The sequence below is a fragment of the Arthrobacter sp. Soc17.1.1.1 genome (assembly GCF_036867195.1).
Lineage (GTDB): Bacteria > Actinomycetota > Actinomycetes > Actinomycetales > Micrococcaceae > Arthrobacter_D.
The window spans coordinates 650,811-675,580 of record NZ_JBAJII010000001.1 but is presented as its reverse complement, the minus strand read 5'-3'; the positions used below and the strand labels follow the sequence as shown (position 1 = coordinate 675,580).

At 70.9% G+C, this 24,770-nt stretch carries 22 protein-coding genes; 13 read left to right on the top strand and 9 right to left on the bottom strand.

The features are described 5' to 3' along the window. Window positions 1-8: 8 nt before the first annotated feature. Window positions 9-1,904 (top strand): adenylyl cyclase, encoded by a 1,896-nt coding sequence (locus V6S67_RS03175; RefSeq protein ID WP_334208860.1) that lies wholly within the window; start codon window positions 9-11, stop codon window positions 1,902-1,904. Between the two features lie 162 nt (window positions 1,905-2,066). Here V6S67_RS03175 and V6S67_RS03170 read toward each other — a convergent pair whose 3' ends face one another. Together V6S67_RS03170 and V6S67_RS03165 are read right to left on the bottom strand one after the other, a co-directional pair. Further along, window positions 2,067-3,047, bottom strand: a complete 981-nt coding sequence (locus V6S67_RS03170) for a LacI family DNA-binding transcriptional regulator (protein WP_334208859.1) — start codon at window positions 3,045-3,047, stop codon at window positions 2,067-2,069. Window positions 3,048-3,085: 38 nt separating this feature from the next. Further along, entirely contained in the window at window positions 3,086-4,147 is a 1,062-nt protein-coding gene (locus V6S67_RS03165) for an AraC family transcriptional regulator (RefSeq protein ID WP_334211506.1), read from the bottom strand. A 70-nt stretch (window positions 4,148-4,217) separates the two neighbouring features. Between V6S67_RS03165 and V6S67_RS03160 the strand changes: the two genes are divergently transcribed. The 6 genes from V6S67_RS03160 (at window position 4,218) to V6S67_RS03135 (ending at window position 9,049) form a co-directional block, all read left to right on the top strand. Then, window positions 4,218-5,732: a flavin-containing monooxygenase gene (locus tag V6S67_RS03160; RefSeq protein ID WP_334208858.1), complete on the top strand. Its 1,515-nt coding sequence runs from the start codon at window positions 4,218-4,220 to the stop codon at window positions 5,730-5,732. Beyond that, complete coding sequence (locus V6S67_RS03155; protein ID WP_334208857.1) at window positions 5,729-6,580, top strand: SDR family NAD(P)-dependent oxidoreductase; 852 nt, start codon at window positions 5,729-5,731, stop codon at window positions 6,578-6,580. The genes V6S67_RS03160 and V6S67_RS03155 overlap by 4 nt, the downstream gene beginning before the upstream one ends. Beyond that, window positions 6,577-7,476 carry an alpha/beta fold hydrolase gene (locus V6S67_RS03150; RefSeq protein WP_334208856.1) on the top strand — a complete coding sequence of 300 codons (900 nt, stop codon included), beginning with the start codon at window positions 6,577-6,579 and terminating at the stop codon, window positions 7,474-7,476. The genes V6S67_RS03155 and V6S67_RS03150 overlap by 4 nt, the downstream gene beginning before the upstream one ends. Before the next feature lie 51 nt (window positions 7,477-7,527). Continuing rightward, window positions 7,528-8,094 carry a dihydrofolate reductase family protein gene (locus tag V6S67_RS03145; protein WP_334208855.1) on the top strand — a complete coding sequence of 189 codons (567 nt, stop codon included), beginning with the start codon at window positions 7,528-7,530 and terminating at the stop codon, window positions 8,092-8,094. 61 nt (window positions 8,095-8,155) lie between these two features. Beyond that, window positions 8,156-8,500, top strand: coding sequence for a cupin domain-containing protein (locus tag V6S67_RS03140; protein WP_334208854.1), 345 nt, complete (start codon window positions 8,156-8,158; stop codon window positions 8,498-8,500). Window positions 8,501-8,665: 165 nt separating this feature from the next. Further along, entirely contained in the window at window positions 8,666-9,049 is a 384-nt protein-coding gene (locus tag V6S67_RS03135; RefSeq protein WP_334208853.1) for a hypothetical protein, read from the top strand. A 12-nt stretch (window positions 9,050-9,061) separates the two neighbouring features. Here the strand turns inward: V6S67_RS03135 and V6S67_RS03130 are convergent, their stop codons facing one another. Next, the gene (locus V6S67_RS03130) at window positions 9,062-10,045 is read right to left on the bottom strand and encodes an alpha/beta hydrolase (RefSeq protein WP_334208852.1); all 984 of its coding nucleotides are present in this window, start codon (window positions 10,043-10,045) and stop codon (window positions 9,062-9,064) included. Between the two features lie 159 nt (window positions 10,046-10,204). Here V6S67_RS03130 and V6S67_RS03125 point away from each other — a divergent pair, with 159 nt between their 5' ends. Continuing rightward, window positions 10,205-12,007, top strand: coding sequence for a bifunctional metallophosphatase/5'-nucleotidase (locus tag V6S67_RS03125; RefSeq protein WP_334208851.1), 1,803 nt, complete (start codon window positions 10,205-10,207; stop codon window positions 12,005-12,007). An 89-nt stretch (window positions 12,008-12,096) separates the two neighbouring features. After that, complete coding sequence (locus tag V6S67_RS03120; protein ID WP_334208850.1) at window positions 12,097-12,651, top strand: GNAT family N-acetyltransferase; 555 nt, start codon at window positions 12,097-12,099, stop codon at window positions 12,649-12,651. 6 nt (window positions 12,652-12,657) lie between these two features. On the opposite strand, the gene V6S67_RS03115 is transcribed toward V6S67_RS03120, so the two are convergent. Beyond that, on the bottom strand, window positions 12,658-13,476 hold the full coding sequence (locus tag V6S67_RS03115; protein WP_334208849.1) for a FadR/GntR family transcriptional regulator: 819 nt from the start codon (window positions 13,474-13,476) through the stop codon (window positions 12,658-12,660). 192 nt (window positions 13,477-13,668) lie between these two features. On the opposite strand from V6S67_RS03115, the gene V6S67_RS03110 reads away from it, so the two are divergent. Together V6S67_RS03110 and V6S67_RS03105 are read left to right on the top strand one after the other, a co-directional pair. Further along, window positions 13,669-15,114 (top strand): APC family permease, encoded by a 1,446-nt coding sequence (locus tag V6S67_RS03110; RefSeq protein WP_334208848.1) that lies wholly within the window; start codon window positions 13,669-13,671, stop codon window positions 15,112-15,114. Beyond that, complete coding sequence (locus V6S67_RS03105) at window positions 15,111-16,079, top strand: acetamidase/formamidase family protein (protein WP_334208847.1); 969 nt, start codon at window positions 15,111-15,113, stop codon at window positions 16,077-16,079. The genes V6S67_RS03110 and V6S67_RS03105 overlap by 4 nt, the downstream gene beginning before the upstream one ends. A 91-nt stretch (window positions 16,080-16,170) precedes the next feature. Here the strand turns inward: V6S67_RS03105 and V6S67_RS03100 are convergent, their stop codons facing one another. From V6S67_RS03100 to V6S67_RS03090, 3 genes are all read right to left on the bottom strand, one after another. Continuing rightward, window positions 16,171-16,491: a putative quinol monooxygenase gene (locus V6S67_RS03100; RefSeq protein ID WP_334208846.1), complete on the bottom strand. Its 321-nt coding sequence runs from the start codon at window positions 16,489-16,491 to the stop codon at window positions 16,171-16,173. A gap of 96 nt (window positions 16,492-16,587) precedes the next feature. After that, a complete protein-coding gene (locus tag V6S67_RS03095) occupies window positions 16,588-18,930 on the bottom strand; it encodes a YhgE/Pip domain-containing protein (RefSeq protein WP_334208845.1) in 2,343 nt (780 codons plus the stop codon). 3 nt (window positions 18,931-18,933) lie between these two features. Continuing rightward, window positions 18,934-19,773 (bottom strand): ATP-binding cassette domain-containing protein, encoded by an 840-nt coding sequence (locus tag V6S67_RS03090; protein WP_334208844.1) that lies wholly within the window; start codon window positions 19,771-19,773, stop codon window positions 18,934-18,936. Window positions 19,774-19,837: 64 nt separating this feature from the next. Between V6S67_RS03090 and V6S67_RS03085 the strand changes: the two genes are divergently transcribed. Both V6S67_RS03085 and V6S67_RS03080 read left to right on the top strand, forming a co-directional pair. Beyond that, window positions 19,838-20,479: a TetR/AcrR family transcriptional regulator gene (locus tag V6S67_RS03085; RefSeq protein ID WP_334208843.1), complete on the top strand. Its 642-nt coding sequence runs from the start codon at window positions 19,838-19,840 to the stop codon at window positions 20,477-20,479. Window positions 20,480-20,581: 102 nt separating this feature from the next. Then, on the top strand, window positions 20,582-21,610 hold the full coding sequence (locus V6S67_RS03080) for an isopenicillin N synthase family dioxygenase (RefSeq protein ID WP_334208842.1): 1,029 nt from the start codon (window positions 20,582-20,584) through the stop codon (window positions 21,608-21,610). A gap of 114 nt (window positions 21,611-21,724) precedes the next feature. Here the strand turns inward: V6S67_RS03080 and V6S67_RS03075 are convergent, their stop codons facing one another. Next, a complete protein-coding gene (locus V6S67_RS03075) occupies window positions 21,725-23,581 on the bottom strand; it encodes a glycoside hydrolase family 2 protein (RefSeq protein ID WP_334208841.1) in 1,857 nt (618 codons plus the stop codon). Between the two features lie 73 nt (window positions 23,582-23,654). Then, a complete protein-coding gene (locus V6S67_RS03070) occupies window positions 23,655-24,731 on the bottom strand; it encodes a LacI family DNA-binding transcriptional regulator (protein WP_334208840.1) in 1,077 nt (358 codons plus the stop codon). Window positions 24,732-24,770 lie beyond the last annotated feature (39 nt).

The window sequence follows — 24,770 nt, the reverse complement described above, 5'->3', positions numbered from 1 at the left end:
CGTTCAGCATGACCATCCCCCATCCCCTCAGGACCGGGCGGCTCCGCCTGGCAGCAATCCTCGCAGCCGCGACGCTCCTGGCAGCCGGTACCGGTGCCACGGCCGTCGCAGCCCCGCCCCTCGACCCGGCGGCCACAGCGCCCATCGCCACGAAGAAGGCATCACCGGCGTCGGGCGTGGACCTCGGCCCGAACGTGACGGTCTTCGACCCGAGCATGCCCGTGAGCGAGATCCAGGCCACGGTGGACGCCGTGAACGCACGCCAGATCGACAACGAGATGGGCACCGAGCGGGCGGCCCTCCTGTTCCTGCCGGGCACCTACGGCACCGACGCCGAACCCCTGCAGTTCAGGGTCGGCTACTACACCGAGGTCGCGGGTCTCGGCGCCTCCCCGTCCGACGTCGTCATCAACGGCAAGATCGAGGTGTACAACCGCTGCCTCGAGGGCAACGGGACGAGCAACTGCATCGCGCTCAACAATTTCTGGAGGACGCTCTCCAACCTCACCCTCGAGGTCAACGGTGCCGGTCAGGACGGCTGCCGCGCGACGGCGAACTTCTGGGCGGTCTCCCAGGCCGTCTCGCTGCGGCGCGTGGACGTCACCGGCGGCACTCTCTCGCTCATGGACTACTGCACCGCCGGCCCCCAGTTCGCGAGCGGCGGGTACCTCGCCGATTCGAGGGCCGGGGACATCGTCAACGGGTCGCAGCAGCAGTGGCTGACCCGCAACAGCGAGATCGGCAGCTGGTCCAACGGCGTCTGGAACGCCGTCTTCTCGGGCACCGAGGGCGCGCCGTCGGACGAGGGCTTCCCCGCTCCCCCGTACACGACCCTCGACCGGACGCCCGTCAGCCGGGAGAAGCCCTACCTGGTCGCGGACTCCTCCGGCGCCTACAGCGTCCGCGTCCCCGCGGCCCAGGTGGACTCCCGCGGGATCTCCTGGAAGGACGGCCCGACGCCGGGTCGCACCATCGCGCTGTCGGAGTTCTTCGTCGCGAAGCCGGGCGATCCTGTGCAGGCCATCAACAACGCGCTCGCCCGCGGCAAGCACCTCCTCCTCACCCCAGGCGTCTACGACATCGCGCAGACCATCGCAGTGAAGCGCGCGGACACCGTCGTGCTCGGGCTGGGTCACGCCACCCTGACCGCCGTGGACGGCGCGGTGCCGATGCACGTCGCGGACGTCCCCGGCGTCGTCATCGCCGGCGTCACGATCGACGGCGGCACCGTCAACTCCCCCGTCCTGTTGCAGGTCGGCACGAAGAACGGCAACAACGGCGCGAAGAAGAACGATCCAGCGAATCCGACGACGCTCAGCGACGTCTACTTCCGCATCGGCGGCCCCCACGTGGGCAAGGCGGACGTCAGCCTCGAGATCAACAGCGACAACGTGCTGATCGATCACACCTGGGTGTGGCGGGCGGACCACGGCAACGCGGGATCCTTCGGCTGGGACGTCAGCACCGGCCGCAACGGCGTGATCGTGAACGGCGACGACGTCACGGCGACCGGCCTCTTCGTGGAGCACTACCAGGAGTACAACGTCATCTGGAACGGCGAGAACGGCCGCACGGTCTTCTTCCAGAACGAACTCCCCTATGACCCGCCCAACCAGGCGGCCTGGCAGCACGACGGTGTCCTCGGCTGGGCCGGCTACAAGGTCGCGGACGACGTGCAGCAGCACACGCTCTGGGGCGGCGGCTCGTACATCTTCACCAACGTGGACCCGACCATCCACGCCACCCGCGGGTTCGAGGTGCCGGACACCCCCGGCGTGGTGCTGAACCACCTCCTGACCGTGAACCTCGGGGCAGGCACGATCGACCACGTGGTGAACGACACCGGCGCGCCCGTGAGCAACGCGAACACCGGCACCCCGAGCTACGTGGAGCGCTACCCGTAGCGCATCGGGCATCGGGCGGGCACCGAGCGACAGGAGGGGCCGGAGCAATGCTCCGGCCCCTCCTGATGTTGCATGCCAGGGAGCACCGGCTACAACCTTGAGGTGGTGCACCTAGGACGGCTTGCCCATATGCGTGGCACCCGTATCGGCGAACGGAGAAGTCTACGCCGAGTCCCGCTCCACGAGCTGCAGCCCGTGACCGGGGTGTGACGGCTTCTCCAGCCCGTCGAGGTCGGCCAGCACCAGCGCGGCGAGATAGCGGGCCTGCACCCCGATCGACTGGGACACCGTCGTGAGCGGAGGTGCCGCGAGCCGCGCCGCGGGGACGTCGTCGACGCCCACCACCGCGCAGTCGTCCGGGCAGGTCAGCCCTTCGCCCCGCAACCCGGCGAGCACCGCGAGCGCGACGTCGTCGTTGTAGGCGGCGACGGCGGTGACCCCCTGCTCGCGCCACCGGCGGACGGCGGCCGCGGCGTCGACGGCCTCGAGACCGACCGGCAGCACCAGGGGCTCCTCGAGGGCCAGCCCGGCGCAGGTCCGGCGGACGCCGAGGAGCCGGTCCCGGGCGAAGACCTCGAGCCGCGCGTCCGTGGGCCAGGCATAGCCGAGACGCCGGTGCCCGCGGACGGCCAGGTGCCGGACCTGCAGAGCGCCGATCTCGAGCTGGCTCTCCGCGGGGAGGCCGGCGTCCGGCCGGTGCTCCTCGCCGAGGGTGCCCAGTACCTGGATTCCCGCACGGCGCATCGCGAGGAGATCGTCGTCGGCGAACGGGGCGAACCCGATCACCGCGCGGGGTGTCACGGCACGCCAGAGGTCGCTCAGGGGCCGTGTCCTCCGGCCGTGGTGCACCAGGACGGACAGCCCGCGCCCGGAGAGCCCGTCGGCGAGCTCGTCCAGCAGCGTCTCGATCACGGGGCCCACGGGCCAGTCCGGCAGGATGCACAGCACGAGGTCGCTGCGACCGGTGCGCAGCGCGCGGGCCGCGGCGGAGGGGGCGTACCCGAGCCGGGCCGCGGTCTCGTGCACGCGGCGCCGGGTGTCCTCCGAGATGCTGACGCCGCTCCGGCCGGTGAGGACATAGCTGACGGTGGTGCGTGAGACACCGCTCTCGCGGGCCACGTCGGCGCTCGTGATACCCGGCATCGCTCCCCTCCCCCTGGACCCGTCCGTTGCCAGCCAGTCTAGGTCGGGGCGCCGGACGCGAGGCCCCGGCCGTCCGGCAGGACGCCGACCGGTGAGCCGGCGCCGCCGGCGCGGACGGCGCTCGGCGTCGCACCGCACCACCGGCGCACGCAGCGGGTGAGCGCCGACTGCTCGGACAGGCCCACGAGTCCCGCGACCTGCTGCAGCGGCAGGTCGGTGCGCGTGAGCAGCCGCAGCGCCGCGTCCCGCCGGGCGTCGTCGAGCAGTGCCTCGAACGTGGCGCCCTCGGCGGCCAGCCGACGCTGGAGGGTGCGCGGGTGCACCCCGAGGAGCCGTGCCGCCGCATCGATCCGCGGTGGCGAGGTACCGAGCATGCGCTCGATGGCGTTCCTGACCTGGGGCGCGACCACCCGGCCGGGTTCGGGGAAGTGGCTGTGCAGGTACTCGAGCGCGATCTCGCGGAGCGTGCCGTCCACGCCGGCCAGCGGCCGGTCCAGCAGGCTCCGCGGTACCCGCAGGAGCGACGCCGGCTGCCCGAACCGCACCTCGGCGCCGAAGAACCCGGTGTACCGGACGGCAGGCACCCTGGGCTGGTGGGAGAGGTGGACCGAGTGGAGACCGTACGGCCCGTCGACGAGGAAACGGATCATCCGGTGGGCGAAGGCGAGGATCGCGTCGGTGGCCTGGCGCGGCGGCGTCCCCTGCGAGGAGCCGTAGCAGAGGCCCAGCACCCCGCTCCGCCCCTCCGGGTCCGGCACGATCGTGAAGCGGAGCACCGGGCTGTGGAGGAAGAGGAACTGGGACGCGCAGTCGAGCGCCGCACCCACCGTCGGCGAGTTCTGCACGGCTACCGCGAGCGGGCCGAGGATGCCGATGTCCTGGTACTCCGACATGCGCAGTCCCAGGTCGGGACACGGCAGCTCGCGGGCCGCACCCTCCAGGAGCTTCGCCATGGCGACATCGGAGACGAGCACGTCGTCGCTGTCGATCGCCTCCAGCGGCACGCGGTACTGCGCCGCGAGCGCCGCCGCATCCCCGCCGAACTGCTCGACGACGTCGCGGAAGCCGCGCATGCCGGCGGAACGGATGACGGAGCCCATGTCGTCCAAGGGTAAATACTTGTCGCGTGGAGTCAAGCCCGAGTCCCTCGCCCGACGGGACAATCGAAGGATGGACACTTCCCTCGAACACCTCGACGTCGTGATCGTCGGCGCCGGCCTGTCCGGCATCGGAGCCGCCTACCGGGTCTCCACCGAGCTGCCGGGCAAGAGCTTCGCCGTCCTCGAGGCGCGCAGCGCGATCGGCGGCACATGGGATCTCTTCCGCTACCCGGGCGTCCGCTCCGACAGCGACATGTTCACCCTGGGCTACCCGTTCCGCCCGTGGACGGAGGCGAAGGCGATCGCCGACGGCTCCTCGATCCTGCAGTACATCCGTGACACCGCGGACGACCCCCGCATCCGCGAGCGCATCCGCTTCTCCACCAGACTGGTCGGCGCCGCCTGGTCCTCGGCGGACGCCCGCTGGACGCTGGAACTCGACGTGACGGACGACGGCAGCGGCACGACCGAGCGTCGACAGCTCACCTGCGGGTTCCTCTACCTGTGCAGCGGCTACTACGACTACGACCGCGGGTACGAGCCGTCCTTCCCCGGCCTCGGGTCCTTCCGGGGCGAGATCGTGCGCCCCCAGTTCTGGCCGGAGGATCTCGACTACGCAGGCAAGCGCGTCGTCGTGATCGGCAGCGGCGCCACAGCCGTCACGCTCGTCCCGTCCATGGCGCGGGACGCCGCGCACGTGACCATGCTGCAGCGCTCCCCCACCTACATCACGGCCGTGCCGAGCCGGGACAGGTTCTCGGACGCCGTACGCCGCCATCTGCCCGCCGGGATCGCCCACCACGTGGCCCGCGCCAAGAACGTCCTGTTCACGCAGGCCTTCTACCAGCTCTGCCGCCGCCGCCCGGAGATCGCCAAGAAGCTCATCCGCACGCAGACCGAGCGGATCCTCGGCGACGAGAAGACCGTGGAGGAGAACTTCTCCCCGGCGTACAACCCGTGGGACCAGCGCCTGTGCGTCGCGCCCGGCGCCGACTTCTTCAAGGCCCTGAAGTCCGGCAGGGCCTCCGTGGTCACGGACACCATCGACACGTTCACCCCCACCGGCATCCGCCTGGCCTCGGGCCGGGAGCTGGAGGCCGACGTCGTCGTCCCGGCCACGGGCCTGGTGATGCTGCCGCTCGGCGGCGCCACCTTCACCGTGGACGGCCGGCCCGTGGACCTCGGTGACTCGTGGGTGTACCGGGGGCTGATGATCAGCGGCGTGCCGAACCTCGCCCTGTGCGTGGGCTACACCAACGCGTCCTGGACGCTCCGGGCGGACCTCAGCTCGCGCTACGTCTGCCGCCTCATCAGACACCTCGACCGCACCGGCCACCGCTACGGCGCCCCTGCGGCCGACGGCGCCATGAAGGCCCGGCCCATCCTCGACCTGACCTCGGGCTACGTGCAGCGCGCCGTCTCGGCCTTCCCCAAGCAGGGCGACCGTCAGCCGTGGACCATGCGGCAGAACTACCTCCTCGACGCCCCCACGGCGCTCCGAGGGAACCTGACCAGGAACATGGTCTTCGACGCACCCGCCCCGCCCGCCGCCCCCGCACCCGACCTGCAGGAGATCCACGCATGAGCATCCGCCCCTTCCAGTTCGCGGGCGCCACCGCCGTCGTCACCGGAGCCGCAGGCGGGATGGGCGAGCACCTCGCGCGCGGCCTCGCCGAACGCGGCAGCACACTGCTGATCGTCGACCGCGACGCGCAGAGGCTCGGCGCCGTCGCCGCCTCCATCCGGGCCACCTACCCCGGCGGCAGGGTCACCACGTTCGTGGCCGACCTCGCGGACCGCGACGCCGTCGACCGTCTCGCCGCCGAACTGCTGGCCGCGACGGACCGGGTGGACCTCCTGGTCAACAACGCCGGCGTGGCGCTGGCCGGGCACTTCGACCAGATCAGGCTGGACGACTTCGACTGGGTCATGGCCATCAACTTCTCCGCACCCGTGCGGCTCACGCACCACCTGCTGCCGAGGATGGGCGCGGGCGGGCACATCGTCAACGTCTCGAGCCTGTTCGGCCTCGTGGGGCCGAAGGGCCAGACGGCCTACTCCTCGAGCAAGTTCGCGCTGCGCGGGTTCACCGAGGCGCTCCGGAACGAGCTGCTACCCCGCGGCATCGGCACCACGACCGTGCACCCCGGCGGCATCCGGACGGACATCGCGCGCAACGCGCGCATCGGGGGGAACCTGACGGACGTCGACGTGGAACGCGCGAAGGACGACTTCGACAAGCTCCTCACGTTCCCCGCCGAGAAGGCTGCGGAGCTGATGCTCGAGGCCGTCAAGTCCCGGCGGCCGCGCCTGCTGATCGGGCTGAGCGCCAAGGTGCCCGACGTCGTCGCCCGCCTGGCGCCGATGTCCTTCGGCACCCTCGAGCGCAGCGGGACGAGGCTCCTCCGCCTCGCCGGGAAGGCGCGACGATGAGCGGCGCCGGACGGTCGCCGGCGCGCGCGTCGTCCCCTGCGACCCCGGGCGGCGGCTTCCTGACCGTCGACGGGATCCGCGTGCGCTACCGCGACGAGGGTGCGCGGCACCAGCCTCCCGTACTCCTGCTGCACGGCATCGGGCGCAGCCTGGAGGACTGGGAGGGGCTGTACGGCAGGCTCGCACCGGACCACCGGGTCATCAGCGTGGACCTCCCCGGGTTCGGCCTGTCCGAGCGGACCGCGGGCCGGTACTCGCTGGAGTCGATCGCGCGGTTCGTCATCGCGGCCCTGGACACCCTCGGCGAACACCGGCCGCTGCACGTGGTGGGCAACTCGCTCGGCGGTGCGGTGGCCATGAAGATCAGCGCCCTGGAACCGCTGCGCGTGCGGAGCCTCGTCCTGGCGAACAGCGCGGGCTTCGGCAGGGAGGTCACCCTCGCCCTGCGCGTCCTCGCGGTCCGTCCCCTCGGCCGGCGGCTCATGAGGGACAAGTCACGCAGGGTCGCGTACCGCACGGAACGAGCACTGTTCTCCGACAGGGCGTTCGTCACCGAGGAACGGCTCGACCACGCGCAGGCCGTCGGCGGGAACCCGGTGCACGACGAGGTGCTGCTCGCGGTCGCGCGGCACCTCGGGACCTTCCGCGGCGTGCGCCGTCGCTGGCGGACCGAACTCCTCCGCACGATCGCGGCGCAGCACAAGCCCACGCTCGTGGTGTGGGGCGACGAGGACCGCATCCTGCCGGCGTCGCACCTCGAGCACGCCCGGGCGGTCTTCCCGCACGCGGAGTTCCACCTGTTCGAGAAGTGCGGGCACATGCCGCAGATCGAACGCGAGGAGGAGTTCGACGCCCTCGTGCGGCGGTTCATCGGCGGGGTCGAGGCGCGGGGGTAGCCCGTCACGTTCCCCTTCCCGCGGAGAGCGCCGAGTGGTGGAATATGGGCCATGACCCGCGTCGTCTACTACACGGCCTCCACGCTCAACGGCTACCTCGCCGACGATCACAACTCCCTGGACTGGCTCTTCGCCGTGGACCGTCCCCCGCCCCCGGCGAACTACGAACGCTTCCTCGCGTCGGTAGGTGTGCTCGTGCAGGGCTCGACGACGTACGAGTGGGTGCTGGCGTTCGAGCACCTCCTCGAGGAGCCCGGGAAGTGGCGGACCCTGTACGGGGACCGGCCCACGTTCGTCTTCACCACGAGGGACCTCCCCGTCCCCGAGGGTGCCGACGTGCGGCTCGTCTCGGGCGACGTGCGGCCGGTGTTCGGGCAGATCCGTGCGGCAGCGGGCGGGCGGGACATCTGGATCGTGGGCGGCGGCGACCTCGCGGGCCAGTTCCTCGCGGCGGGCCTGCTCGACGAACTCGAGGTGGCCCTCGCGCCCGTCACCCTCACCGGAGGGGCGCCGCTGCTGCCCCTGCGTGTCGAATCCGACCGGCTGACCCTCCGCTCCGTCGAGCAGCAGGGGCAGTTCGCGGTGCTGGTCTACGACATCGCGCACCAGGACACCTGAGTCCGCGCCGGGTCGGCCGTGCGGTCTGGCCGCCGTATCGGAAGCGGCGTACAGTCCAGCCATGATCAACGACGATCCGACCATCACCAACCCCGATCACTACTCGGTGCTCTGGGAGAACGACCTCGTGCGCGTCCTCGAGTACGTCGACGAACCGGGCGACGCGACGACGCCCCACGACCACCCGAACAGCGTCCTGATCGCGCTGAGCTCCTTCTCGCGCCGGCTCTCCGCCGACGACAGGGTGTTCGACACGCGACTCACCGCGGGCCAGGCCGTGTGGCTGCCGGCGCAACGCCACTCCGGGGAGAACACGGGCACGACACCGAGCCGGGCGATCCTCGTGGAGCTGAAGGGGGCCGCCGCAGGAGAAGCATCGGCGACCGTCCTCGGTCCCGCTGACTGACCGCTGGACTCCGGCTCCGTCCCGGCTTCGGATGATCTTGAGGAAACCTCAAGCAGTCCTGCGCTCCAACTTCATGTTGCACGGGAAGACTGGGCACGCGGTGGGGACCCGAGGAGGTCTCTTCCGGTGACCTTCCGCCACCGGTCCTGAGTGGAAGGAGTGGATGTGCAGCCCATCATCGACAAGGCGGCCGTCTCGAGGCTCGTCGCCGAACTGGGTTCGCCCCGGGCCGCGTCGTCCTTCGTCTCCCGCTTCGCCGATCTGCTGGACGAACGTATCCTCACCATCGAACGTGCCTTCCGCAGCCCTGACCCCGATCAGTGGCGCGACGCCGCCCAGGGCCTCCGGCTCGCGGCCGCGAAGGCAGGGGCCGCCAGGCTCCAGGCGACCGCGGCCCAGCTCCTCGACCCCGAGGCGCAGGACGCCCGCTCCGCCCTCGCGCTCATCGGTCATCTGCGCTCCGACGCGAGGGTGTTCACACTGGCCCACTCGGCGATGTGCGAGGAGGACGCCCTCGCCGAACGCCTCGCAGCACGCCGCCCGGCCTGACAGCGCCGCAAGTCACCGCTCGGGGCCCGCAGGGACGTATGCCTCCTGCCAGCGTGCGAGCTCGGCGAAGAACGCGGACCGGGCCGGCTCCCGTGAGAGCGTGAGGTCGTGGATGCCGCCCGCGATGCGCACCAGGGTGACGAGCCCGCCCAGCTTCGGGGCGCGGGCGGCGATGTGCCCGACGTCGAGCACCACGTCGGTGGACGAGACCCGCGCGGGTTCCTTCGCCGGGTTCGAGGTGGCGTCGGAGCACGCGACGAACACGGGGCAGTCGATGGCGAGGCCTCGGTTGAGTTCGGCGTGCCCGCGGCGGATGGCGGCCAGCCAGGCAGCGACGACCGGGAAGCCGCCGTGCGGCTTCCACGTCAGGTCGTAGTCCCACTCCCCGCCGCTGTCACGGTGCAGGTAGCGGCCGTAGGAGGAGCCGAGCCTCCCGACGACGGTGCGCGGCCTGAGGGTCCCGATCCGGTGCACCGCCGCGGTGCCGAGGGTGCGCTGGAGAAGGCTCGCATTGAGGTCGAACCAGGGGCTGTTGAGGACGAGCGCGTCGACGATCCCTCGGCCGCGGCGCCGGTGCGCCCACAGGGAGGTGACCAGACCGCCCGTCGAGTGCGCCATGACCACGAGGACGTCGTGGCCCTCCTCCCGGACGATGCGTGCCGCCTCGTCCAGTTCCTCGTCGTAGTCCTCGAGGGACGTGATGTAGTTCGGGGTCTGGTGGTCGCGAAGGGACCGCCCGTACTTCCGCAGGTCCAGCGCGTAGAAGTCGAAGCCGGCCCCGTGCCACGCATCGGCGAGGTGCGTCTGGAAGAAGTAGTCCACGAAGCCGTGGACGTAGAGCACAGCCTTCCGCGAACCGCCGGGGATCGTGCTGCGGACCAGTGTCGCCACCACGTCGCCCTCGTCGTCGGGGCGCAGCGGGAGGCTCCGCACCTCGTAGCCGGGTCCGAGCACATCCTCCCGGTAGGCGTCCTGCTGCTCCGTGTGCGTGGTCATTCGCGGTCCTCCCCGGCGTGGCTTCCCCAGCGGGCGGCCCTGGAGAGGCCGCCCGGTACCCGACCCCCTCCGTTCACCCGGAGCAAGGCCAGCGTCACCAGTGTGTCACCGGTCACGGGTAGGCTGCTGCCACCGCATTCCTACAGGAGCTGATTTCACGTGTCACAAAGTTTCACCAGGGGGCACCGCCGCGCCATCGCGGCGGTCGCCATCGGCTGCATCGCGGCCATCGGATCCGCACCCGCCGCGACCGCCGCACCCGGCGGGGGCAAGGGCCCCAAGGACCCGACGGTCTCGATCACCGTCATGGGTACCAGCGACCTCCACGGCTACATCGAGAACTGGGACTACTTCACCAACGCCGAGTACGACGACGCCGCACACAACGACGTCGGACTCGCGAAGATCTCCACCCTCGTCGACCAGGTGCGTGCGGACCGCGGGGAGGAATCCACCCTCCTGATCGACAACGGCGACACCATCCAGGGCACGTCGCTGACGGACTACTTCGCCACCGTGGAGCCCGTCTCCGAGACCGGCGAGACGCACCCCATGGCTGCCGCGATGAACGCCATGGGCTACGACGCCACCACGCTCGGCAACCACGAGTTCAACTACGGGCTCCCGCTCCTGCGCACCTATGAGGAGCAGCTCGACTTCCCGCTCCTCGGCGCGAACGTCAAGGACGCGGTCACGGGCGAGGACGCCTTCACGCCGTACGTCATCAAGACGGTCAAGCTGAAGGGCCAGAAGCCCATCCAGGTCGGCATCCTCGGGCTCACCACCCCGGGCAGCGCGATCTGGGACAAGAACAACGTCGAGGGCCGGCTGGTGTTCGACGACATGGTGGAGCAGGCACGCACGTACGTCCCCGAGATGAGGTCCGCCGGCGCCGACGTCGTCGTCGTCAGCTCGCACTCGGGCCCCTCCGGCACGTCCTCCTACGGCGGGGCGCTGCCGGTCGAGAACGCCTCCACCCTGATCGCCGAGCAGGTCCCCGGGATCGACGCGATCCTCGCGGGCCACGAGCACCAGGAGATCCCGGAGCGCTTCGTAACGAACAAGCAGACCGGCGAGCAGGTGCTCCTCACGGAGCCCAGGAACTGGGGCATGCGCCTGTCCGTCATGGACTTCGAGCTCACGAAGGTCCGCGGCCAGTGGGACGTCACCTCGGCGCACTCGGAGCTGCTCAACACCAACACCGTGCCTGCGGACCCGGAGATCTCGGCCATCGCGGCCGACCAGCACCAGCGCACCATCGACTACGTGAACACGCCGATCGGCACCGCGACCCAGACGATGTCCGCCGCGGACGCGCGCATCCGCGACACGGCCGTCATGGACTTCGTCAACGAGGTCCAGGCCGGCGCCGTCCACAAGGCGCTCGAGGGGACGCCGAACGCGGACCTCCCGGTCCTGTCCATCGTGGCACCCTTCAACCGGGCGGCCGTGATCCCGCAGGGTCCCGTGACCATCCGCGACATGGCGGGTCTGTACGTCTTCCCGAACACGCTCTTCGGCGTCGAGCTGACCGGCGCGCAGGTCAGGGACTACCTCGAGTACTCGGCGAAGTACTTCACGCAGACCGCCCCGGGAGCACCCGTCGATCCCGCCACGCTGACCAACGCCGGGGGCACCCCCGACTACAACTACGACATGATGTCCGGCGTCTCCTACGACATCGACATCAGCAAGCCCGTGGGCCAGCGCATCGTGAACCTCAGCTACGCCGGTGCGCCGATCGACCCGGCCCAGCGCTTCGCCGTGGCCACGAACAACTACCGGCAGTCCGGTGGCGGCAACTTCCCGCACATCGCGACGGCCCCCGTGCTCGTGAACCAGACCACCGAGATCCGGCAGCTCCTCATCGACTACCTGATCGCGGAGGGCACCATCGACCCGGCCACGTTCTTCGAGGAGAACTGGAAGCTCACCCGCAACGGCGAGCGCGTGATCGGCTAGCGCCGGTCGGCACCGAGCGCGGAGCCGGAACGACAGCAGGACGCGGACCCCGGTCCGCGTCCTGCTGTCGTTCGTCCTAGATTGGAAGCATGACCATCGACATCTCGACGGCGACGGCCGACGACGCGGTAGCGCTCGCCGCCTGCGCAGCCGTCACCTTCCCCCTCGCCTGCCCCGCGGGCTCACGGCCCGAGGACATCCGCCGGCACATCGAGACGCATCTGTCCGCCGAACGGTTCGCGGCCCTCGCCGATCTCCCGGGGCACACCATCCTGTGCCTGCGCGAGCAGGGCGGGATCGTGGGCTGGAGCATGATCGTCCTGGACCAGCCCACGGATGCCGACGTCCTGTCCGCACTGTCGATCTCGCCCGTCGTGGAGCTCAGCAAGTTCTACGTGCATCCGGGGCACCACGGCCGGGGCTCGGCCGCGGCCCTGATGACCGCGACCCTCGACCTCGCAGCCGCATCGGGCCTGCCGGGTGTGTGGCTGGGCGTGAACCAGGAGAACGCCCGTGCCATCCGCTTCTACGGGAAGCACGGCTTCCAGAGGGTCGGCACCAAGCGGTTCCGCCTCGGCGACCGCTTCGAGGACGACTTCATCCTGCAGCAGGCACTGCCCGCGGGTGTGGGAAGCGCCGCCTGACGGACGTCACGGATCCGACCGGACCGCCTGCTCGGCTCCTGCCGGCTCCAGGGAGCCGACGGTCCTCCCGAGCGCTGCCTCGATCATCTCGAAGTCGATCCTCACGTGCTGACGCGCTATCCGTTCCGCGACATCGGCGTCCCCCGAACAGATGGCAGCCACGAGTCGCTCGTGGTCCTTCAGGGCCCTGGCCTCCATCGCCTCGACACCCTCTTCCGGCCCCCACGGATGCGACGGCGCTGCCAAGTTCAGACGGGCCTCCGTCGCCGCGAGCAGGGAGCTCAGGAGTGCGTTGTGCGTGGCGGCGCTGATGGCGGCGTGGAGCGCGGCGTCGGCGGCCTGCGAGGCCTGGCCGGATGCTGCTGCACGGAAATCCTCGAGGCGTGCCCGGAGGGTCACGACGTCGTCGTCCCGACGGTTGTCCGCGGCACAGCGGGCGAGTGCTCCGTGCAGGAGGCCGAGCGTCTCGCGCAGATCGCGCATCGACTCCCAGCGCATGCCGAGGGACCGCTGCACCGCCTGGCGGGAGGACACCTCCCACTGCCGGGTCACGAAGGATCCACCGTTGCGGCCGCGCCTCGTCTCGAGGATCCCCTGCGCGACCAGCCGCGCGATGGCCTCCCGGACGGTCATCCTTCCCGCCCCCAGCGAGTCCGCGAGCTCCCGCTCGGACGGTAGCCGGGCTCCGGGGAGGTACTCCCCCACCGCGATCGCCGTGATCAGCCTGTCCGCGATCCCGTCCGCACGGTGGGGCGCCTGCAGCGGGCCCGAGAGGAGCCCTTCCTGCGGCAATCCCCTGCCCCCTGCTCGGCCGGACCCGTTCATGGCACCAGCCTAGGTCAGGTTTTACCTCCCGGAAACAAAAGGTCTTCCAGAAAGACCTTTTATGGGCGAGGATACTGCTCAGACCATCCGGCCCCCTTCCGGCCACCCGTGGTCCCGATCCTCCTCCTGTGGCGCGTCGCACCGTCCGTGCACTCCCCGGCGCGCCCGTCCCGCTGACCGAAAGGCATTCCGGTGGCCACATCCCACGCACCCGATGAGTTGAGCGCGCAGCAGCAGCTCGAGTCGTACGGGTACAAGCAGGAACTGAAACGGTCCGTCTCGACGACGGATCTGCTCATCTACGGACTGATCTTCATGGTGCCGATCGCCCCCTGGGCCATCTTCGGCACCGTCTACAACGCCGCCGAGGGCATGGTGCCCCTCGTCTACCTGATCGGGCTCGTGGCGATGATCTTCACCGCCCTCGCGTACTCCCAGATGGCGAGGGCCATCCCGCTCGCCGGCTCCGTCTTCTCCTACGTGGGCCGCGGGATCCACCCCACGATCGGCTTCTTCGCCGGGTGGGCGATCCTCCTCGACTACCTCCTCATCCCGACGCTCCTCTACGTCTTCGCCGCCGAGTCGATGATCGGCATCTTCCCCGGATCGGCGCGCTGGGTATGGGCACTGGTGTTCGTGGCCCTCAACACGGCGGTGAACCTGCTCGGGATCAGCTCGCTCAAACTGATGAACCGCATCTTCCTCGTGGTGGAACTGGCCTTCGTGGTCATCTTCATCATCATCGCGGTCTCCGCCCTGAACGGGGGGACGATCCCCGGCGCCGAGTTCTCAACGGCCCCCGTCTGGGACGCCGAGACGGTGAGCGGGCCCCTGCTGGCCTCGGCTCTGTCCATCGCCGTCCTCAGCTTCCTCGGGTTCGACGGCATCTCCACCATGGCCGAGGAATCCACCGGCAAGCGCACCGCCGCCGGGAAGGCCATGATCATCGCCCTGTTCATCGCAGCGTTCTGCTTCGTGACGCAGACCTGGCTGGCCAGTCTCCTCGCGGCAGGCCAGGGGCCGTTCTCCGAGGATGCCGCGGGCAACGCGTTCTTCGACCTCGTGGAGGCCGCCTCGAGCAGCACCTGGGCCACAGCCTTCTTCGTGGTGAACGTCCTGGCCCTCGGCATCGCCAACGCCATGGCGGCGCAGGCCGCCACATCCCGGCTCCTCTATTCGATGAGCCGGGAAGGCCAGCTGCCGAAGTTCCTGAGTGCCATCAATTCCCGCAAGGTACCGCAGTACGCGATCATCACCGTCTCGGTGATCTCGGCCGTCCTCGTGCTCTTCTTCGTGGGCCAGATCGACATCATCTCGGCCCTCGTGAACTTCGGGGCGCTCTTCGGGTTCCTCCTCCTCCACGTCTCCGTGGTGGTGCACTACGTCATCCGCAGGAAGTCCACCAACTACCTCCTGCACCTGGTGGTGCCCGTGATCGGCTTCCTGATCATCGGGTACGTGCTGCTGAACGCCGCGGTCGAGGCGAAGATCGGCGGGCTCGTGTGGCTCGCCCTCGGCGCCTGCGTCTTCGCGTACTACCGGCGGACCGGACGCACCACGGACGTCTCCGGACGCGACCCCGGGATGCCCGAGGACCACCAGCCCGTGACGACCGCCAGTGAAGGACACCGACCATGACCAGCTCCACCACCGGGACGACCCCCCTGTCCGACGGCCTCGACCACTTCCTCGACAAGTCCTTCGGCCGGCCCGGCTTCAGTGCCGACGACGAACCCGCACTCCGGATCAGGCCGGGCACCGGGGAGCGCATCGGCTTCGAGACGAACGACGAGGTGTACGCCCAGCTGCACGACCACAGGGACATGGGCCGGCTGACCGCGCAGCTCAACCCCGTCACCGGCCCCCTGTACGTCGAGGGCGCACAGCCCGGCGACGCCCTGGCCGTCACCATCCACGAGATCAGGCTGAAGGACTGCGGCTGGTCCGTCAGCCTTCCGGGCGTCGGCGCGCTGCAGGACAGGATGGGCAGCGGCATGTTCACGCGCCGGGTCCCGATCGACGCGCAGGGCGTCCACGTGACCGACCGGCACGTCCTCGCGCCGGCACCGATGATCGGGTGCATCGGTACGGCGCCCGCGCAGGGCACCCACTCGACGGTCATGCCGTCCTACGCCCAGGGCGGGAACATGGACCTCACCGACTGCCGGCCCGGGACCACCGTCTACCTCCCGGTCATGACGGAGGGTGCGTACCTGTCCATCGGCGACATCCACGCGATCATGGCCGAGGGCGAGTCGTCCTTCGTCGCGATCGAGGCCGAGGGCGTCGCCGTGATCAGCGTCGACGTGGTGAAGGATCTCCCCCTGCGGGCACCGCGCGTGGAGACGGAGTCGGAGTGGATCTTCGTGGGGCTGGGCGACCCGGTCCAGGAGTCGATCCGGCGCGGCTACGAGGACGTCTTCGACTTCCTCGTGCACACGCACGGCTACTCCACCGGCGACGCGTACGCGCTGCTCAGCGCGGTCTGCCACTCACGCCTCGGCGGACCGACCGGCAGCACCGCCCCCGACCCGCTCCATCCGATGGCACCCATCGGCGCGGTGACCACGCACCACCTGCCGAAGAGCGTCCTCACCCCGTAGGACACCCCGGTACGGACGAAGGACCGCACCCGTTCCGCCGGGTGCGGTCCTTCGTCCTGTCCTGCTCCGGTGCCTGCGGCGGAGACCTGCGTCAGGCGACCGTCAGCTCGCCCATGCGGCCCCAGCCCTCGGCGCCGATGCGTTCGCTGATGATCTCCGGCGTCTCCACGAGGGCCTGCGGCATGTCCCGCATCGCCTGCGAGAAGTGGTCGCTGTTCACGTGGGCCTCCGCGGCGTCGTCCTGGAACGCCTCGACGAGGACGAACCGGTTCGGGTCATCGACGCTGCGCGACCAGTCGAACCACAGGTTGCCCGGTTCCTGGCGCGTGGCCTCCGTGAAGCCCCGCGTGAGGTCGATCCAGCGGTCGCTCCACTCGGGCTTCACGGTGAACTTGACGACGATGAAGATCATGGGATGGTGCCTTCCTGACGGGAACGGATACCTACCCAACCTAGGCGGTCCTGCCCCGGAACGCATGCGCTCCGGGTGCCTGTGGACGCTCGGTTGTCAGATCGCGAGGCTGGGGTGCAGCGTCTCCATGGACCAGGAGCGGCGCCGGTGGGACGCCAGCACCGAGACCGCCGCAGCGAGCACGAAGAAGACTCCCAGCTGTGCGGCGGCGAGCCAGACGACCCCGACGTCACCGCCCGCGATCAGGTGGCGCAACCCCTCGACGGCGTGCGTCATGGGCAGCAACGGGCTCAGGAACCGGAAGAAGCCCGGCGCGGTCTCCACGGGGTACGTGCCGCCCGCGGAGGTGAGCTGCAGCATCAGGAGCACCAGGGCCACGAGGCGGCCGACGCCCCCGAGGAGCGCGACCAGCGCCTGGTGGATCGCCGTGAACACGAGGGCGGTGAGCACGGTGAAGGCCAGGAGCCCCAGCGGGTGGGGTGTGGTCAGTCCGACGGCGGCGACCAGGACGCCGAGGAGCACCAGGGCCTGCAGCACCGCGAAGAGCGCACCCTGCAGGTAGCCGGCGGCCGAGACCCGCCAGGAGGCGGCCGTGGAGGCGAGCGCCCGCGGCGAGACGGCCCGGAGCACGGTGTACGTGATGATGCCGCCCACCCAGAGCGCCAGCGGGATGAAGTACGGGGCCATGCCCTCGCCGTAGGCGTCCACGGCGTTGGCGTGCGTCCGGTCGATCGCGACGGGCGACGCCGCGACGCCGCTCAGCACGGAGCGCTGCGCCTCGTCGTAGTCCGGCACCTGCCCTGCGCCCTCGTCGAGCTGCCGGGCGAGGTCGGAGGATCCGGTGGACAGCGTGCCGAGCCCGTCCTCGAGCTGCGCGGCGCCGTCGTACGCCTGGGCGGAACCGTCGGCGAGGCCTGCCGCTCCCCCGGCGACCTGCCCGGCACCGCTGCTCAGCGTCGTCGCCCCCGCTGCGAGCTGGTCGGCGCCGGCGGACGCGGACACGATGCCGTCCCGCAGTGCGGGTGTGCCGTCGGCGAGTGCTGCCGTGCCGGTTCCGAGCTGCACGAGTCCGTCGGCGAGGCCTGCGGCGCCCTCGGAGACCTGCGCGGCCCCGCCGGCGGCGGCGGACGCACCCTGGTCGAGATCGGAGGCACCGGCTGCCAGTGCTGCGGCGCCGTCGGCGGCGGCGGACGCACCGGCCGCAGCGCTCCCGGCCCCTGCGGCGAGCTCGGAGGCCGAGGCGGCGAGGCTCCCGGCGCCGCCGGCGATCCCCTCGCTGCCCGCGGCGGCGGCATCGGCACCCGCGGCCAGCTGCTGGAGGGCGGCGAGCCGCTCGGCATCGGAGAGCGAGCCGTAGTTCGCGGCGAGCCCGGCGAGGCCGTCGGCGACGGTCCGCGATCCGGCCGCCGCCTGGTCGGCTGCGGCCTGGAGCCCGGTGGCTCCCGCCGACAGGGCGCCTGCCCCGCTCCCGACCTGCGTGACGCCGTCGGCCACGCCCCGCGTGCCGTCCGCCAGGGTGGCCGACGAAGCCGAGAGCTGCGCGGCGCCGTCGGCCACCACCTGCGTCCCGGTGGCGAGCCCGGCGGCACCGTCACGCAGCGTCGCTGCGCCCGTGGCGGCGGACGCCGTCCCGGCGGCCAGCTGTTGCGACTGCGGCACGAGCTCCGCCGTCGCCGTGTCGAGCCGGTCCAGGCCTGCGGCGAGATCGCCCGCCCCTGCGGCGAGATCGGCCGCGCCGGCCGCCACCTGGGCGCTGCCGGAGGAGAGCTGGGAGCTGCCGTCGACGAGGCTCCCGAGCCCGACGACGAGCGACGCTGACCCATCGTCGGCGCTCCTGGCGCCGTCCGCGATCCTGCCGGCGCCGTCGCCGGCCTCGGTCAGCTTGCCGTGGAGCGAGGAGAAACCGAGGTAGATGCTGTCGAGGTAGTCCTCCGTGGCGCCGGACTGCACCTGCCGCTGCAGGTTGGCGGCGACGGTGTTGCCCACCTGGCCCACGATGTAGCTGTCGGCGTCGTTGGTGGTGATGTCGAGCATCGCCCGGGCCGGGGCGTCGCCGCCCACCGAGGCCAGGGTGGACGAGAACTCCGACGGGATGGCGAGGGTGGCGGCGTAGGTGCCGTCGTCGAGGCCCTCCTGCGCCTCGTCCCTGCCGACCTCGACCCAGGTGAAGCCTGCGTCGGCCGAGGAGGTGAGCGACTCCGCGAGGTCGGCGCCGGCCGAGATGGTGCTCTCGGCGCCGTCGGGACCGGCTGCGGTGGCGGGGCGGTCCTCGTTCACCACGGCAGCGGTCAGCTGGTCGAGCCGGCCCGTGGGATCCCAGTTCGCGGCGAGGTAGAGACCTCCGTAGAGGGCGGGGATGATCGCGATGACCAGCAGGGCTGCCTTCGCGGTGAGGGTGATGCGGAAGCGGGAGAGTTCCGTGCGGAGCAGGGAGAACACGCGTTACCTGATTTCGGGTGCCGGGGACGGGAATGCCCCGAGGGTGTGGGTGGTGACGGGGCGCAGGGGCAGCGCGCCGAGGTGGTGTCCGGAGTCGAGGACGTCGTCGAGCTCCCGCCGGTCCTGGCAGGTGGCGACGACGGTGAGCGGCTTCCCGTGGCCGCCGGTCCGGCCGAGCGTGAGCAGTGCGGCCCAGGCGGCGCGCCGCTCGTGCACGGTGCGGAGCTGGTCCACGTCGTCCACCACGAGGAGGTCCGGGTCCGAGGCGAGAGCGAGGACGAGGCCGAGCGCGAAGCGCGAAGCGGGCGCGGCATCCCGGACGAGTTGGCTCCGGTGGAGCCGGGCCCGGACCAGGGGCGTCACGGCATCCCCGTTCGCGTCCTCGAACACGCCCTCGAGCACGCCGAGCAGGTCATTGGCCGCGGTGATGGTGCGGTCGACGCGCGCGGCGGACGCCGAGCGCCGCCACCACGGGCCGGCCAGCTGCAACGCCTCGGCCACGTGGTGCTTCACGGTGAGCGTCTCGTCGAGCGGTGTCACCGTGGCGTTGCCGGTGACACCGACCCGGCGCCGCACGGCGCCGGCGTGCCGGGGCAGGTCGAGTCCGAGGACGGTCGCGCGCCCGGCGGTCGGGGCGAGCCGTCCGGCGATCGCGAGCGCCAGCGGGCTCTTGCCGGTCCCGGACGCGCCGGTGAGGACGGCGAGGGCCCCGGCGGGGACCTCGAAGGTGACGTCCTCGAAGATCGTGCGTTGCCCGGCGCGCAGGGTGAGTCCCTCCACGGCGACGGCGGGCGCGGCGTCGGCCGGCTGCCGGGCGGACGGGACGGGCTGGGAGTGGGTCACGGCATCCTTCATTTCAATACCAAGAGTATTCAATACCAATGGTATCCTAACTCCTGGAGGTCAGATGACGACGAACACGGACAACGGCAGCACGACGGCGGGACGGCCACGACGGCGCCCCCGCCGCGAGGACGTCCGGGCAGGGCTGCTCGTCGCGGCCCTGGAGGTCTTCGAGGAGATCGGCTACGTCGCCGCGCGGTTGGACACCATCGCCGAGCGCGCGGGCTACACCAAGGGCGCCGTCTACTCCAACTTCGGCTCGAAGCAGGAGCTGTTCGCCACCCTGCTGAGCGAGCGCCTCGCCGACACCGCCGCCGACGTGCTCAGCCAGGTGGACGCCATCACCTCCCTCGACGAGACCGTCCTGCACACCGCCCGCTATCTCGCCCGCGGTGTCGTGCGGGAGCGCCGCTGGCACGCGCTCGTGGTGGAGTTCGCCCTGCAGGCCGGCCGGGACCCCGAGGTGGGCGCCGTCTTCCGCGAGCACCGGCGCACGCGCCGCACCCTCCTCGCCACCACCCTCGCCGAGCGGGCGGGTGCCTTCGGAGCGCCGTCGGACCCCGAGCACTACACCGTCTTCGCGACCATCCTGCTGGCCACGGTGAACGGCATGGCCGTGGAGTGCGCGGCCGATCCGGACGCCGTCACGGAGGAACAGGTCACGGGGAGCATCGCGGCGGTCCTCCGCGCAGCGCTCGCACCCTAGACGACGGACGGCGCCGAGCGGTCTCGATGTGAGGGGGTCAAGCCGCAATACTGCGTAACGTAAAGGCGAACGGGCCTTTTCAACGGGCGTAACGTCCTGCGCATGCAGCACTCTCCGGGATCGATCCCCACCCTTGACCTCAGTACCGCACGTTCCGCCGATGGCTCCTTCAACCCCGCGTTTATCGACGAGCTGCGCGAAGCCGCCCACACCGTCGGCTTCTTCCATGTCATCAACTACGGCGCCGCGCCCACCCAGGTGGACGACCTGTTCTCCATCACGCGCCGCTTCTTCGACCTCCCGCTCGAGGAGCGGCTGAAGCTCCACAACCGTACGAGCCCCCACTTCCGCGGGTACGCCGGCCTCGGCACCGAGATCACGCGCGGCCGCCCCGATGCCCGCGAGCAGATCGACTTCTCCCCCGAGCGCGAGCCGGTGGCCGACTACCCGGCCGACGAGCCCTTCTGGCTGCTCCAGGGGCCCAACCTCTGGCCCCGGCAGTCCCTGCCCGAGCTCGAGGAGCAGGCCATGGCCTGGGCCGGCCTGATGTCCACGGTCGGCGCCGAGCTGCTCTCCGCCATCGCCGTCGCCCTCCGCCTGCCCGAGGACTACTTCGCCGAACCGTTCGAGGGGAGCCCGGCCTGGATGGCCAAGCTCGTCCACTACGTGGGCGGCGTCGTCGAGGGTGCCGGCTCGCAGGGCGTCGGTGCGCACGCGGACTACGGCTTCGTGACCCTCCTGCTGCAGGACGAGGTGGGCGGCCTCGAGGTCCTCCCCCACAGTGCGAGCGAGTGGGTGCCCGTCACGCCGATCCCCGGCGCGCTCGTGGTGAACCTGGGCGAGATGCTCGAGGTCGCCACCGAGGGTTACCTCGCGGCGACCATCCACCGTGTCACCGCGCCCGCACCCGGGGTGGACCGCTATGCCATCCCGTTCTTCTGGTCGCCCCGCCTCGACGCCGTGATCGAGCCGGTGCCCCTCGCGGAGGACCTGAAGGCCGCTGCCCGCGGCCTGTCGGACGATCCCGACAACCCCATGCTGTCCTCCTACGGCTCGAACATGCTCAAGGGCCGCCTCCGCGCCCACCCGGACGTCACCGAGATCCACTACCCGGAGCTCGCCCGGAAGTAGGCGGAGGCGGCCGGCAGGAGGCATCCGGACGGCGGCCTCTCATAGCGCGGACGACGACGGCGGCACCCACCGGGGTGCCGCCGTCGTCGTCCGTCCGGGTCGTTCCTGGTACTGCTAGGCGTCGGCCTTCTGTGCGGCGAGCTCGATGGCGGCGACACGGTCCTGGATCGCGCGGATCCGGGGGATGTCGAGCTTCGAGGTCCGGTCGAAGTTGTAGATGCCGTTCTTCTCCTGGAACGTGTCGGTCAGCTGCGTGTAGCAGTAGCCGAACATGTCGGGGTTGTCGAGCAGCACCGTGCAGAGGCCCTCGAAGCGGTGGTAGAGGTCCTCCTCGTTGGCCACCCGCTGGCCGTAGCCCCACGACTCGGACTCGTCGTCGCCGGAGACCGCCGCGGCGGCCTCCTCGGCGTTCCACCAGATGCCGCCGAACTCGGAGATGAAGAAGGGCTGCCCGTTGTAGGGCACCGAGTAGTCCTCGTCGGCGTGGTTCCGGTTCACGAAGGGCCTGCCCTCCGCGAGCCCGCCCTGCTCGAGGGCGAACGCCGCGGCGTCCTGCTCGTAGGAGTGCGAGTCGTAGATGTCCGTGGTGGCCACGCGGTGCGAGTAGCCGCTGGCGTCGATCACGGGCCGGGTGGGGTCCGCGAGCTTGGTCGCGAGGAACATGCCGTGGGTGACGTCGTCGAGCACCGTGATGCGGTCGTGCAGCTTCTGGTGCGTCTCGTTCAGCGGGCACCACCCGATGATGGCCGGGTGGTTGAAGTCGCGCTGCAGGGCCTCGAGCCACTGGGTGATGAAGCTCGCCGTCGGCGCCTGGTTGTGACCCACGGTGCCGGCACCCGAGACGCCCCAGTCGCCGAACTCGCCCCATACCAGGTAGCCGAGACGGTCCGCGTGGTAGAGGAAGCGCTCCTCGAACACCTTCTCGTGCAGGCGCGCACCGTTGAAGCCCGCCTCCATGGACAGCTGGATGTCCCTGAGCAGCGCGGCCTCGTCGGGGGCCGTCATGAGGGAGTCCTCCCAGTAGCCCTGGTCGAGGATGAGCTTCTGGAACACCACCTCGCCGTTGATGAGCACCTTCTTCCCGTCGAGCGCCACCGAGCGCACCGCGGCGTAGCTGAGCACGGTGTCCACGGGCGTGCCGTCGGCGTCGAGCAGCTCCACCGTGAGGTCGTAGAGATGAGGCGTCCCGATGGACCAGGGCACGAAGCGGTCCTCCGGGATCTGGAGCTGCAGTTCGGGCGCGAGGTCCAGGTCGGCCGCGATGCCCGCGACGACGACGGTGCCCCGGGCGTCCGCGAGCGTGGCCCGGACCGTCTGGCCGGGGCGGTTGTTGGTCACGGGGACGGTGAGGCGGATGCTCCGCCCGGCCAGGTTGGGCACCATCTGCAGGCGCCGGATGCTCACCTCGGGTACGGCCTCGAGCCAGACGGTCTGCCAGATGCCCGTGGTGCGGGTGTACTGGCAGTGCGTGTTGTCGTACCAGGTGGCCTGCTTGCCGCGGGCCTGCATCTCGTGGCGTGAATCCCTCGCACGGACCACGATGACGGCCTCCTCCCCGGGGCCGGCAACACCGGAGAGGTCGGCGGTGAAGGGGGTGAACCCGCCGCGGTGGCGGGCCACCTCGACGCCGTTCACCCACACGGTCGCGTCGTGGTCCACGGCACCGAAGTGCAGCAGCGCCTTCTTCCCGGTCCATGCGGCCGGGATGGTGACGGTGCGCCGGTACCAGACGGCCTCCATGAAGTCGACGTGCCCGATGCCGGAGAGGCGGCTCTCGGGCGCGAACGGCACGAGGATCTCGCGCTCGAGATCGCGGGTGACGAGGCCGCGCTCGAGGCCGGAGTCGCCGGCGTCGATCTCGAACTGCCAGACACCGTTGAGGTTCAGCCAGTCCTCGCGGACGAACTGGGGCCGGGGGTGTTCGGGCTTCGGCACGGTGGACGAGGTGACGGCGGGGTCGCTGTGCGGCATCGGAACTCCTGGATCGAAAAGCGTGTTCCCTTCAGTGAAACTCAGAACCAGAAGAAATGCAACGTTGTAAAACTCAGGGTGCCGACTCGCGGATCCGCAGCACGAAGTCGGCGGTGGACTCCGCGTCGCCGTCGCGCCTCCCCTCGATCTCCGCGACCAGCAATCCGCCGGCCAGTGCGGCGATCTGCGCCATGTCGGGCGCGATCGTGGTCAGCGACGGGAAGCCGAAGGATGCCTCCGGGATGTCGTCCCAGCCGCCCACTGCGATGTCGCCGGGCACCGACACACCCCGGGACCGGAAGGCGCGCAGCACGCCCACCGCCAGCAGGTCGTTGCCGCACACCACGCCGTCGCACGGCAGCCCGAGATCGAGGAGGCGGTGACCCAGCCGCTCCCCCTCCTCCCGCGTGTACTCGTCCGCCTCGAGCCGCAGCTCGGCCGGCGCCTCGAGCGAGGCGGCGGCGAGCGCGTCGAGGAACCCGTCGAGGCGCATCTGCGCCGTCCCGGCCCCGAGGACCGGCTGGGCGCCGATGAATGCGAGGTGGCGCCGGCCGCCGTCGATGAGGTGCTGCGTGAGGACGCGCCCGGAGGCGCGGTTGTCGATGGCCACGTGCGGCAGGCCCGAATCCACGAGGCGCTCGCCCAGGAGGACCAGCGGCGTCGTGTCACGGCGCGCCAGCACCTCCTCGGACGGGACCACCAGGGGGCTGTAGATGATGCCGGCGATGAGCCGCTCCCGGTAGCCCTCCAGCACGCGGCGCTCGTCGGCGATATCCATCCCGATCTCCTCCACCGTGATGGTGTAGCCGAGGGCACGGCAGCTCCGGATGACCTCGTGCGCGAGGGTGCTGAAGTACGGCGAGCGGATGTCCGGCAGGGCCAGGACCAGAGCCTTGCTCGAGCCCTGGCGCAGTTGCCGCCCCGCGAGATTCGGCCGGTAGTCGAGCTCGACGATGGCTTGCTCCACGCGCTCGCGCAGGGCCGGCTTCACGTGCGCCTTCCGGTGCACCACGTTGGAGACGGTCTTCCAGGAGACACCGGCGCGTGCGGCGACGTCCTTCACGCTGACGGGGCGACGGCGCGACGCCGACCGGAGCGCCCCCGCCGCGTCCTCGGGCACGCCCTGCTCCAGCTCCGGCGAATTGTCCATCCCGGATTCCCCCTCGTCGTCGTCGTCCTCCTCCGATCA